This is a genomic window from Vibrio sp. 1288, assembly GCF_033344475.1.
In genome coordinates this window covers 1-12,054 of sequence record NZ_JAWPOX010000042.1, presented here as the reverse complement: position 1 = coordinate 12,054, position 12,054 = coordinate 1, and the positions used below count along the sequence as shown (strand labels likewise).

General features: G+C 46.3%; 10 protein-coding genes, 1 tRNA gene and 1 riboswitch. Of the genes, 2 read left to right on the top strand and 9 right to left on the bottom strand.

The features are described from left to right. The first annotated feature begins 11 nt into the window (after positions 1-11). Positions 12-953, top strand: a complete 942-nt coding sequence (locus tag R8O11_RS21720) for a LysR family transcriptional regulator (protein WP_005378791.1) — start codon at positions 12-14, stop codon at positions 951-953. Between the two features lie 203 nt (positions 954-1,156). Next, the gene (locus R8O11_RS21715; RefSeq protein ID WP_318194426.1) at positions 1,157-2,947 is read left to right on the top strand and encodes an aminopeptidase P family protein; all 1,791 of its coding nucleotides are present in this window, start codon (positions 1,157-1,159) and stop codon (positions 2,945-2,947) included. Between the two features lie 114 nt (positions 2,948-3,061). On the opposite strand, the gene thiH is transcribed toward R8O11_RS21715, so the two are convergent. The 9 genes from thiH to R8O11_RS21670 all read right to left on the bottom strand — a co-directional run bounded on the left by thiH (position 3,062) and on the right by R8O11_RS21670 (position 11,920). Next, positions 3,062-4,174 carry a 2-iminoacetate synthase ThiH gene (thiH, locus tag R8O11_RS21710; protein WP_009705196.1) on the bottom strand — a complete coding sequence of 371 codons (1,113 nt, stop codon included), beginning with the start codon at positions 4,172-4,174 and terminating at the stop codon, positions 3,062-3,064. Between the two features lie 34 nt (positions 4,175-4,208). Further along, complete coding sequence (locus R8O11_RS21705; protein ID WP_005397059.1) at positions 4,209-4,976, bottom strand: thiazole synthase; 768 nt, start codon at positions 4,974-4,976, stop codon at positions 4,209-4,211. A gap of 5 nt (positions 4,977-4,981) precedes the next feature. Continuing rightward, the gene (thiS, locus tag R8O11_RS21700) at positions 4,982-5,236 is read right to left on the bottom strand and encodes a sulfur carrier protein ThiS (RefSeq protein ID WP_005378804.1); all 255 of its coding nucleotides are present in this window, start codon (positions 5,234-5,236) and stop codon (positions 4,982-4,984) included. A 38-nt stretch (positions 5,237-5,274) separates the two neighbouring features. Beyond that, the gene (locus tag R8O11_RS21695; protein ID WP_213875008.1) at positions 5,275-6,048 is read right to left on the bottom strand and encodes a HesA/MoeB/ThiF family protein; all 774 of its coding nucleotides are present in this window, start codon (positions 6,046-6,048) and stop codon (positions 5,275-5,277) included. Then, on the bottom strand, positions 6,035-7,450 hold the full coding sequence (locus tag R8O11_RS21690) for a thiamine phosphate synthase (protein WP_213875009.1): 1,416 nt from the start codon (positions 7,448-7,450) through the stop codon (positions 6,035-6,037). Before R8O11_RS21690 ends, R8O11_RS21695 begins: the two co-directional genes overlap by 14 nt. Then, positions 7,450-9,390 (bottom strand): phosphomethylpyrimidine synthase ThiC, encoded by a 1,941-nt coding sequence (gene thiC / locus R8O11_RS21685; protein WP_318194425.1) that lies wholly within the window; start codon positions 9,388-9,390, stop codon positions 7,450-7,452. Before thiC ends, R8O11_RS21690 begins: the two co-directional genes overlap by 1 nt. Before the next feature lie 163 nt (positions 9,391-9,553). Next, positions 9,554-9,652, bottom strand: a riboswitch (TPP riboswitch). Between the two features lie 60 nt (positions 9,653-9,712). Next, positions 9,713-10,096: a fluoride efflux transporter CrcB gene (crcB, locus tag R8O11_RS21680; RefSeq protein ID WP_005378811.1), complete on the bottom strand. Its 384-nt coding sequence runs from the start codon at positions 10,094-10,096 to the stop codon at positions 9,713-9,715. Between the two features lie 123 nt (positions 10,097-10,219). Continuing rightward, positions 10,220-11,599, bottom strand: a complete 1,380-nt coding sequence (locus R8O11_RS21675) for a multicopper oxidase family protein (RefSeq protein ID WP_318194424.1) — start codon at positions 11,597-11,599, stop codon at positions 10,220-10,222. Positions 11,600-11,843: 244 nt separating this feature from the next. Continuing rightward, a tRNA-Trp gene (locus R8O11_RS21670) sits at positions 11,844-11,920 on the bottom strand. Positions 11,921-12,054 lie beyond the last annotated feature (134 nt).

The following is a 12,054-nucleotide window of genomic DNA, read 5'->3' as shown; positions in this document are numbered from 1 at the left end:
GGAAATTCACTGTGAACGTCGAAAAACTGGCTCGTATCGATTTAAATCTATTGGTCTGCTTTAAAGTGCTGATTGAAGAGTTAAACGTTACTCGTGCGGCCCACCGATTGTGCTTAAGCCAATCCGCCGTAAGTAAATCACTGGCTAAACTGCGCATTCAATTTGATGACCCGCTTTTCACTCGAAACTCACATGGATTAACACCTACGCCGCGCGCATTGTTTCTTAAACCGAAACTGGATCTGTTGATAAATCAGTTAGAAGTGCTGACTCAACCCGAAGAGTTTTCTCCGCAAAGCAGCGAATACCGTTTTCAAATAGCAGCGGTAGAGAGTGTCTACCCTCTCATTCTACCCCATTTCTTACCGGCGATTTTTCAACAAGCACCTGGCGTGACAATCAGCACACACCCGTGGTCGGATAATACATTTAAAATGCTTCAACGCGGCGAACTGGATTTAGGCTTAACTGGAAAAGATATCGATATAAACGATGCCAAGCTGACTCTTCAACCACCCGATGACATTTGCGAGTTGGAAATTTATCGTGATTACCAAATGTGCATCATTCGCAAAAACCACCCTGCGCTAAAACAACCTTGGAATCTGGAAGCCTATCTCGCCCTACGCCATGTACAAGTACGTTGTGATGGCAACGACCGTTGGTTGCTGGATTATCGCCTTGCAGATATTGGCGCCGACCGCGATATTGCCGTCACCGTGCCCGACTTTAACAGTGCCGCAAGTTTATGTTCATACACCGACTTTATCTTTACTGCGCCAAGTCATTTTGTGCAACTTGCGGCCAAACAGCTTGATTTGGTCGTGCTGCCACTACCGTTAGAATTCCCACCTATGGCTTACACTTTATTCTGGCACCGAGATAGAGAAAACGACCCTGCATTAGGCTGGCTACGTACGATGATCACACAAAAAACCGATCACCTTAGATAAAAACACCGCACTCAATTTGCGCTTAGCGGCTAAAATGAGTAGCTTAACTGTCGTAGTCCTTTTTGGCTCATCTATGGCCTAGTTGTACTCCGACTCTATTGAAGTGATTGCGAACCTCAATGGAATCGTAAACTGCATGAAGCAGATGGAAACAGCTCCCACACCTGAGCATGAAGGAGCGGTAATTTGAAGGAATAACACAGATGCACAACGATACCCAAAGCCGCGTGAATGCAATTCGCGAATGGCTAGCACAACATAATATTGATGCCCTACTTGTCCCTCATGAAGACGAGTACTTGGGTGAATACGTACCAGCGCACAACGAGCGTTTACATTGGCTAACTGGCTTTACCGGTTCTGCTGGTGCTGCGGTAATCACCAAAGACAAAGCCGCTATCTTTGTTGATGGTCGCTACACAGTACAAGTAACAAAGCAGGTTCCTGCTGATCTATTCGAATACCGTCACTTGATTGAAGAGCCTGCACTAGATTGGATTAAAGACCATCTTGCAAATGGCGCGTCTGTGGCAATCGACCCTCGCATGCACAACGCTGCTTGGCTAGACATGGCACAAGCAAAACTTGCAGGTGCCCTTGAGCTTAAGATTCTCGATAGCAACCCAATTGATGAACTGTGGCACGACCGCCCTGCTCCTGTGGTTTCTGATGTTCGCCTAATGGCAACAGAAGCAGTTGGTCAGTCAAGTGAAAGCAAACGCCAAGAAATCGCAGAGCTCGTGAAAAAAGCCGGTGCAGACAGCGCAGTGATCACAGCACTTGATTCTATCTGTTGGTTGCTCAACGTTCGTGGTCTAGATGTCTCACGTCTACCAGTTCTGCTTTCTCACGCGATTCTGCACTCAGACTCAAGCGTGGAATACTTCCTAGATCCTGCTCGCCTACCTGCTGAGTTTGACGCTCATGTTGGTGCCGGCGTGACGGTTCATCACCCAGAAGCATTGCAAGCACGACTAGAAAACCTAACTGGCAAGAATGTACTGGTTGACCCTGCGACAAGTAACGCGTGGTTTAAGCTGGTTCTACAAAACGCTGGCGCATCTGTGGTGAGTAAAGCTGATCCATGCCTAATGCCAAAAGCAGCAAAGAACGCTGTTGAAATCGCAGGCATGAAAGCATGTCATATCCGTGATGGCGTAGCGATGAGTAAGTTCCTTTCTTGGTTAGATGCTGAAGTCGTTGCGGGTAACCTGCATGATGAAGCAACGCTGGCAGACAAACTGGAAGCGTTCCGCAGCGAAGACCCGACACTTATGGATCTTAGCTTCGATACTATCTCGGCAGCAGGTGGCAACGCGGCGATGTGTCACTATAATCACGAGAACCAACCTGAACCTGGCAAGCTAGAACTGAACACACTTTACCTAGTGGATTCAGGCGGTCAGTACCTAGATGGCACGACAGACATCACGCGTACCATCGCGATCGGTCAGCCTTCACAAGAGATGATTAAACAATTCACTCTCGCGCTAAAAGGCCACATCGGTGTTGCACGTGCACGTTTCCCGAAAGGCACACGTGGTTACCAAATCGATACGCTAGCTCGTCAGCACCTGTGGGCGGAGGGCTACGATTACGATCACGGTACTGGTCACGGTGTCGGTCACTTCCTAAGTGTTCATGAAGGTCCGGCGAGCATTTCGAAGAAGCAAATCGACGTGCCTCTAACAGAAGGTATGGTGCTATCCAACGAGCCAGGCTACTACCGTGCAGATGCGTTTGGTATTCGTATTGAAAACCTAGAGCTTGTTGTTGAAACCGCAACAAACGGTGACTTCCCTGTTCTGTCATTTGAGTCGCTAACACGCTGTCCAATCGACAAGCGCAACATCAATGTTGATATGCTAACTCGTCCAGAGCTTGCATGGTTGAATGATTACCATCAGAAGGTATGGGATGAGATCAGCCCACTTGTTGAAGGTGATGTGAAAGAGTGGCTTCGTCAAGCAACGCTACCAGTAGCACACAGCTAGAAGCTAGAAGCTAGAAGCTAGAAAAAAGTAGAGGGTTGATGTTTTGCATCAACCCTCTTTTTTTGCCTATGTTTCACGTGAAACATAACGATGACCAGTGGCTTTCTTTGCTACTTAACCAGAATACGCCGAGTGCCAATCTCGCCATACAGGGTCAAACCCTTTGGCTCGAATCATATCTTCCACAGAACCTGCGCTTCGCTCATCACTGATCTCAAACTGCTCGAGTTCAACATCATCCATCGCATAGCCACCCGGCTGAGTTTTCGATGCAGCAGACATACTGGTGATGCCTAACGGTAATGCATTGTCTCTGAACTTCGGTGATTCACGAGTCGATAATGACAACTCCACTTCTGGATTCAACAAGCGATAAGCGCAAATCAACTGCACAAGCTGTTTATCCGTCATGACTGATTTTGGTTGGAGCGCACCCTCACAAGGACGTAAACGTGGGAAAGAAATTGAGTAACGAGTCTGCCAATACGTGCGCTCAAGATAGTCCAAGTGCGCTGCAACATAAAAGCAATCGGTACGCCACTCTTCCAATCCTATCAAAGCACCAATACCGATCTTATCGATGCCCGCCTTTGCAAGACGATCGGGTGTATCCAATCGGTATTCGAAATCCATCTTATTGCCACGCAAATGGTGCTCGGCGTAAGTCGAAGGATGATACGTTTCTTGATAGACCATCACAGCATCTAAACCCAATGTCTTGAGCTCAGCGTATTCGTCTTGATCCAGTGGCTGCACTTCCATCGCCAAATAATTAAAGCGTTGCTTAATCGTCGGCACCATTTCGCGAAAGTATTTCATGCCCACTTTGGTTTCGTGTTCACCAGTCACCAGCAATACGCTATCGAACTTCATGCGTTTAATAGCTTCAACTTCTGCAGCCACTTCGTCCCTATTCAAGGTACGACGCTTGATTCTATTCTCCATTGAGAAGCCACAATAAGTACAAGCATTGGCGCACAAGTTAGAAAGGTACAATGGAATATAAAGCGACATGGTATTACCAAAACGCTTGCGAGTTGCCGAGTATGACAGCTGCGCCATTTGCTCTAAGTACGCTTCAGCCGCTGGTGAAATTAGCGCTTTAAAGTCTTCCAAATCACGCTTGGGTTTATTCAATGCTCGCTCGACATCTTGTGCCGTTTTCGCGTAGATCGACATCGAGATGTCATCCCAATTCAGCTGCTTAAATTGTTCAACGAAGCTCATGTTTTCCTCGCTTAATAGCTAAACCAATCTAGGACTAAAGCTCATCTAGGAATGACGTCAGTGGACTCGACGCAACCGCATGAGAAACCTTACCAGCAAGTCCGGCTTCATAAGCCATACGCCCCGACTCTACCGCCAACTTAAATGCCTTCGCCATCGCAACGGGATCGCTCGAAGCTGCAATCGCAGTATTGACGAGCACGGCATCCGCTCCCATTTCCATTGCACGCGCGGCATGTGAAGGAGCACCAATACCCGCATCGACAACTACTGGAACATTAGCTTGGTCGATGATGATCTCTAGGAAATCGTGAGAAACTATCCCTTTGTTGGAACCGATCGGCGCACCTAATGGCATGACCGCTGCACAACCCACTTCTTCCAATCGTTTACACAGAACCGGATCAGCATGACAGTAAGGAAGGACAATGAAGCCTTCACGAACCAGTTGTTCAGCGGCCGCAAGCGTCTCAATTGGATCGGGCATCAAGTACTTCGGGTCTGGGTGAATTTCCAGTTTTAGCCAGTTTGTACCTAACGCTTCTCTCGCCAATTGTGCTGCAAACACAGCATCTTTAGCATTCTTTGCACCTGAGGTGTTCGGCAATAAGTTCACGCCCGCTTGTACTAACGGCAGCAAAATATCGTCTTGTTGGTCGTTCACATCCACACGCTTCAACGCCATGGTCGCAAGTTGAGAACCCGATACTTGAATCGCTTCTGCCATTAATCGACTGTTGGCAAACTTCCCTGTTCCCGTGAACAGTCTTGATTCGAATTGTTTATCACCAATTTTAAGCATCGACTTTAACCCCCTGCGATCGCTTGAAACAAAGAGATGCTATCTCCCTGTGAAAGAACTGTGCTAGCCCACTCACTGCGCGGCACAACATTGTTATTAATTGCAAAAACACAGCCCATTTCGGGTAGCGCAAATTGACTAATGATTTGCTGTAGGTTCGACTCACTGGCAACTTGATGTGACTGGTCATTGATGACAATAGTGATCACATCTAAGTCAGCAGCGGTCATTTGTGTTGTTTGTTGTTCTGATAACGTCATTACTTCCAACTCTCTTAATTCTGCCCATTACCCGTAAGCTAAATCTGAGCACACACTTGGCACTGTTTGTCTTTGCTTATCGCCATGGTTTGCCATTGCAGTTTCAACCCATCAAACAGGTGTAGCTTGGCAGTCTCGACATGAAACTTTCCCGTCGCCAGTTTTTGAATTGCCGCTATCGCTTGGTAGTTGCCAAGTGTGCCCACCACCGGACCGACGACACCACTCTCACTGCACTTTTGCGTTTGCGGTAATTCGTCGAACGGATACAAACAGCGGTAACACGCTTTACTCTGCGCTTCTTGTTCACTTGGTGTTTGGTAATCAAAGACAGCGAATTGCCCTTGCCAACCAATTGCCGCCGCCGAGATGAGCGGCGTATTTTGCTCGAAACAAACTTGGTTAATGAGCTGACGCGTTGGCATGTTATCGGTGCAGTCGAGCACCACATCCGCTAGCATCACCTCAAGCTGAAGCTGTGCTTTGTCTAATCGCTTATTGAGGGCTCGAATTTGAACCATAGAATTAAGGTCAGTCAGTTGCTTCACAGTCGCTTTTGTTTTCGCAACTTGGAGGTCTTGTTCACGATAAATGATCTGACGTTGTAGGTTACTGCTATCAACTTCATCGTCATCGACCACAACCAATTTACCAATACCCGCTGATGCCAAGTACAAACTCGCTGCGCTCCCTAACCCACCACAACCGATGATCAGCACATGCGATTTGCTCAAACGCTCTTGCCCGACTTCGGCAATTTCAGGCAGAGCGACTTGGCGCTGATAGCGAAGGAACTGCTTATCCGTGAGCATGCTCGCCTCTCTTGGTATGCGCTAATTTACTACTCTGATCAGTAAACGTTAGCTGTCTTTCATTCATCAGTTGTGCGAAGAACTCGATGACGGACTGAGGTGATTCTGCCAACGTAATAGCTCGCACAACTGCCAAACTAGAAACACCTGTTTGCCAAACTTGGTCTGCATTAGATTGGTCAATGCCACCAATCGCGACCGTCGGAAAGCCAAGCACATAGTCACTACCTGCTTTGTCTTTTGCAGGACGGAAAACCGACTCTGTGTTTGTATAAGGAATGCTATCAATCAGCTTTTGATACAGAGCCAAGCGCACCAAACCTTGTGGTTTCGATGGCATCTGTTTAGTGGTGGTTGGAAAAATATGCCCTAGCGCGATGTAACTAGGATGAATTTGTACGATGCGCAGTAGCTCATAATAACCATGAGTAGAAAGACCAAGACGAATGCCGGCTTTAGTTAGCTGAGCCAAATTCGATTCTTCTATGTCTTCTTGTCCCAGGTGAACGCCATAAGCGCCATGCTTGATTGCCAACTGCCAGTAGTCATTTATGAACACTTGTGCTTGATACTGACGACCTAGCTCAATTGCTCGAATGATCTGTTGTTCTAAATCGGCTTGTTGTGGGTTCTTTATTCGCAGTTGAATAGTGTTGATGCCTAGTGGCAGTAGACGCTCAATCCAAGCAACATCATCAACGACTGGATAGAGCCCTAGACTTTGCTTAGTTAGAGTTGGAAAGCTAACGCTCTCACCTTGTGCAGACCAACCAACTTGAATATCGAGTCGGTTATCCTCCAGTACAGGTGTGGGGAAATCATCAAATTGGTCAGCCCACTGAGTAGATCTTCCCTCATCAAGGTTGTCATTCAACAGTGTTTCACGTGAAACATTCGCTTGTTGAGTTAGGATTCCTCGAGCAAGTGTTAACGCATCTTCGATAGGAAAATCGAGTACTGTCAGCGTTACTATCCAAGCAAGGTGATGTTCAGGATCGAACATTGCGTTGAATTTGGACTTAACGGAAAGCGCTCTCACTTCGTTGTTAATTGGGTGACGCCAGATATCAAGCTGAAGCACTTTCTCCTTTTCATCGGATACCTGAGTATCAGCAATACCAATATAAATCGCTTTCGACGGTTGCTTAGCACACGCTTCTACCGACAAAGCAGAACGGTAATAGAGCACAAATGAACTCTCATGCTCAGAGTCATAATCATCAATGAGATCAGTCGTTATATGTGTGGTCTGTTGGCCGCGAACAAGCTGAATAGATTGAGTTGGGCTCACACCCAACTCAATGTCTTCTATGCTAAAACCCTGTTCTTTCGCCAACAACAAACATTGCTGAACTAAACCTGTCAGTTCAATCAACGATGACGGAATAAGGATTTTGCTCATTAGTCACTTACCTCGGCATGTGCTGCTGGGTGGTATAGCTCAGAACCTGACTCTCTAAATTCTTGCGATTTCTGACGCATCCCTTCAAGAGGATCATCTAGCATTTTAATCGAGATAGCTTGGTCCGCAGCAACTTGCTCAGTGTCTTTCGCGTACTCTCGTACCTCTTGCGAAATCTTCATCGAGCAGAACTTTGGTCCGCACATCGAACAGAAGTGAGCAACTTTGCCGGACTCTTGAGGTAAGGTTTCGTCATGGAAAGCGCGCGCGGTATCTGGGTCGAGTGACAAGTTGAATTGATCTTCCCAGCGGAACTCGAAGCGAGCTTTAGAAAGCGCATTATCACGAACTTGAGCACCTGGGTGCCCTTTCGCTAAATCAGCGGCGTGCGCAGCAAGCTTATAAGTGATCATGCCTACTTTCACATCTTCTTTGTTTGGTAAGCCAAGATGCTCTTTAGGAGTGACGTAGCAAAGCATCGCACAGCCATACCAACCAATCATGGCAGCGCCGATGCCTGAAGTAATATGGTCGTAACCAGGAGCGACGTCTGTCGTCAGTGGGCCAAGCGTGTAGAATGGTGCTTCATGGCAGTGCTCCAACTGCTCTTCCATGTTCTCTTTGATCATATGCATTGGAACATGGCCAGGACCTTCGATAATTACTTGTACGTCGTATCCCCACGCAATCTTGGTTAACTCACCAAGGGTACGAAGCTCTGCAAATTGCGCTTCGTCGTTAGCATCGGCCACCGAGCCAGGACGCAGACCATCACCGAGAGAAAGTGCCACATCATACTTAGCACAGATTTCACAGATCTCTCGGAAGTGGGTATATAAGAAGCTTTCTTGGTGATGCGCTAAACACCATTTCGCGATGATAGAACCACCACGAGAGACGATACCAGTAACGCGTTTTGCAGTCATTGGCACATAACGAAGTAGTAAACCGGCATGGATAGTAAAGTAGTCAACGCCCTGCTCTGCTTGCTCAATCAGGGTATCGCGCATCACTTCCCAGTTAAGGTTTTCAGCAACACCATTCACTTTCTCAAGCGCTTGGTACATTGGCACGGTACCGATCGGAACCGGACTGTTACGTAGAATCCACTCGCGAGTTTCGTGGATGTTACGTCCAGTAGAAAGATCCATTACGGTATCTCCACCCCAACGCGTTGCCCATACTAACTTTTCTACTTCTTCCTCAATCGAAGAAGTGACCGATGAGTTACCGATGTTGGCGTTCACTTTGACCAAAAAGTTACGTCCAATGATCATTGGTTCGGATTCTGGGTGGTTAATATTTGAAGGGATAATAGCGCGACCTTCGGCGACTTCTTTACGCACGAATTCGGCGGTAATATCTTTTGGTAGGTTCGCTCCGAAGCTTTGACCCGGATGCTGTTGATTCAGCACTTCATCGCGATACTTGGCACGCCCCATGTTTTCACGCAGCGCGATATATTCCATTTCTGGGGTAATAATACCTTTGCGAGCATAGTGCAATTGAGTCACACAATGGCCATCTTTGGCACGTCGAATACGTGGTAGATTACCGTAACGAAGATCGTCTAGTGTTTCGTCTTCTAAGCGTTCTTTGGTGTACACCGAGCTTACTTCATCAAGTAGCTCAGTATCGGCGCGCTCTTCAATCCACCCTTCTCTCAGCTTAGGTAAGCCGTTATAGAGGTCTATGGTGTGCTCTGGATCTGTGTATACACCCGACGTATCGTAAACGCGTACTGGCTCATTAGGTTCGAAAATAGGCGCTTCTTTTGTGCCTCCAATAAGGCTATCAGCGAGTGATATTTCACGCATTGGCACACGAATATCTGGACGTGAGCCTTCTACGTAGACTTTGCTTGAATTGGGGTACGGTTGTACCGAGAGTGTATCAATGAACTGTTTTGCTTCCAGTCTCGCTTGTTTGCGACTCGACATAGCATTTTTCCTTGCTTTGTTATACTAGATAAAAAGTAATTGGATAAAAATGCTTGGCGGATAGATGCGACAAGAGGAGTCAAATTAAGGCTAGTTAAAGCTTACGATATTTGCCTGTAACAACATTCGACTTTTGATAGATCAACCAGAAAGAGCTCCGGTGTGAATATCTTCTCTTGTTCCCTTCGCAGATTCTAATCTGATCAGGTTCAACGGATCCCGAATTAACGGTCTCAGCCTTATGGCACTCCGACAAGTGATGTCAGTATATAAAAACGGCTTGGTGAAACCAAGCCGACCTGTTCAATTTTTAACTACTTTGCTAGCTGCGCATCAATAATTGAAAGCCTATCCACGCAGCTGAAATACTTAACACTACATTCAACAATACGTTCAACCCCATCTTAAAGAAAGCGCCCTGCTGCATAAGCAACACATTATCCATCGAGAAGGTGGAAAACGTCGTTAGTGCCCCTAAAAAACCCAAGCCAATCACTTGTCGCCAAGGTTCCGTTGCCAAAAGTTCATTATCGAAAGCTGCTATCAATAAGCCCATCATAAATGAGCCAACAACGTTAACGGTTAACGTACCATATGGAAAACCACGCCCCAATAAAATGACACAAAGTTCAGAAATTAAGTAACGAGAACATGCACCAAATGCACCACCCAATGCAATAAAACCCAAAACGGATAGTTGTCCCATAATTCCCCCAGAAAAGTTAATGGCGACATTGTAATCAAATTTACGGCAATAGTGATTATACAATCTTAGAATTCAGCAAAGTATAGCGCTTAAAACTTATCAAGATTTTAAAAGTTACAGGAGTCACTTTACTTCAATGTAACCCATCAAACCCGTCTTCATGTGTTCAATTACATGACAATGGTACATCCAACGTCCAGGGTTATCTGCAACAAATGCCGCTTTCGCACTGCCGTTTTTTCCAAGCAAGACCGTATCGGTATGAAACGGTTCGTCGAGTTTTTTTCCATCTAACTCAAGAACCGTAAATGTGTGTCCATGAAGGTGAATAGGATGATGATATTGGGTGACGTTCTTTAGGTTGAAGATATAGGTTTTTCCCATCTCCAATGTTGAAAGGGGCGCTGGAATATTATCTTTGCTCATTCCCTCCCAAGCCCGTTTGTTCATCAGCCAGAATTTAGGTATCGCTTTGCCCGATTTATCAGCAGGAGTGATCGCGCCCTCCCACTCAAACACATAATCGATTTGCTCTGCATTTTTCAAATCGAGAGCTGGCACAGGGTTGAGAGGTAATAAAGGCAGTTTCTGGTTGTTCGGCAGGTCAGACTCAACAACGTCAAACTCGCACAAAGGGAATGGGAAGCGTCCTTTCATTTGACGCACATAAACACGTTCTCCAACCTTCGGAGCAATCAATCCGATATCTAACCTCATTCCTGGACCAATTTTGTGCTGAGTGAGCTTATAAGGCGTTTTAACAGGATTACCATCTATAGCAATAACCCAAGCCTCTGCCCCTTCTATAGCGATCGGGTAAGTAATGGTGTTATCGACATTAGCAATTCTTAATCGCGTGGTAGCATTCTGCTTCAGCGTATAAACAGGTTCATGCACACCATTGACGCTACTCCACTCTCCGGGAGTCCCCATACGAGCGCTCAAGCGCGGTACCATAAGGTTCTTCCACTGACCTTGTTTGTCTAAATGCCAATGCTTTAGAACTATTTCCTGTTCTTCATCAAATAGAACAGGCTCAGCCTCTTCAACGATAATTAGCCCAACTAAGCCCATACCAAGTTGCTTAACGCTATTCATGTGGGGGTGATACCAAAACGTGCCTGCATCTGGCGGTGTAAATTCATAAACGAATGTTTCACCCGGCATGATAGGCGGATGGCTTAAGAAAGGTACACCATCCATTTCAATAGGGATTCTCAGACCATGCCAGTGAATTGTAGTTGGCTCTGAAAGCTTGTTGGTGAATCGGATAATAACTTTCTCACCTTGGCGACAGCGAATCGTAGGTGCTGGAATCGAACCATTAAACGCGAGTACGTCTGTGTTAAACCCTGGGACCAATTCTGCAGTAGAAGGCTCTGCAGTGATATCGTATATATTTTGCCCCTTATTAGTACTCCGAGATAGAGAACATGCGGGTAGAACGGTAAGTGCGGAGATTGCTAAGGATGATTGAAGAAAGCGGCGACGAGATATATCCATACATAGTTACTCATTAATCCAGAACGGTTGAGTGTAACTAAATATAAATAGTGATTCCCCTTTATTATTAAAATTTCGGGCCACTGATCATTACAGCTAACAGTAGTTTCGTTCGTTCAGTAGATTAAATGCTGCCAAAGTACAGCAGAAAGCCATACTTACGGGATAAGAGTCGAAATAAGCTGTAATAATGAGAAGAAACCAGATACAAAAAAGGCTCTGACCTAAGTCAGAGCCTGATATGTGGCAGGGGTGGAGAGATTCGAACTCCCAACACGCGGATTTGGAATCCGCTGCTCTGCCAATTGGAGCTACACCCCTATAGAATTTTCATATTCTAGATTTGACAAAACCTCGCATAAGCGAGGTTGTCGATATTAAGTGGCGGAGTGGACGGGACTCGAACCCGCGACCCCCGGCGTGACAGGCCGGTATTCTAACCAACTGAACTACCA

Bases quoted from the DNA above. Each gene is read 5' to 3' on its own strand.
- crcB (WP_005378811.1), bottom strand. From the start codon at position 10,096: ATGGGACAACTATCCGTTTTGGGTTTTATTGCATTGGGTGGTGCATTT.
- R8O11_RS21690 (WP_213875009.1), bottom strand. From the start codon at position 7,450: ATGAGCAAAATCCTTATTCCGTCATCGTTGATTGAACTGACAGGTTTA.
- R8O11_RS21675 (WP_318194424.1), bottom strand. From the start codon at position 11,599: ATGGATATATCTCGTCGCCGCTTTCTTCAATCATCCTTAGCAATCTCC.
- R8O11_RS21705 (WP_005397059.1), bottom strand. From the start codon at position 4,976: ATGCTTAAAATTGGTGATAAACAATTCGAATCAAGACTGTTCACGGGA.
- R8O11_RS21695 (WP_213875008.1), bottom strand. From the start codon at position 6,048: ATGCTCACGGATAAGCAGTTCCTTCGCTATCAGCGCCAAGTCGCTCTG.
- thiH (WP_009705196.1), bottom strand. From the start codon at position 4,174: ATGAGCTTCGTTGAACAATTTAAGCAGCTGAATTGGGATGACATCTCG.
- thiC (WP_318194425.1), bottom strand. From the start codon at position 9,390: ATGTCGAGTCGCAAACAAGCGAGACTGGAAGCAAAACAGTTCATTGAT.
- R8O11_RS21715 (WP_318194426.1), top strand. From the start codon at position 1,157: ATGCACAACGATACCCAAAGCCGCGTGAATGCAATTCGCGAATGGCTA.
- thiS (WP_005378804.1), bottom strand. From the start codon at position 5,236: ATGACGTTATCAGAACAACAAACAACACAAATGACCGCTGCTGACTTA.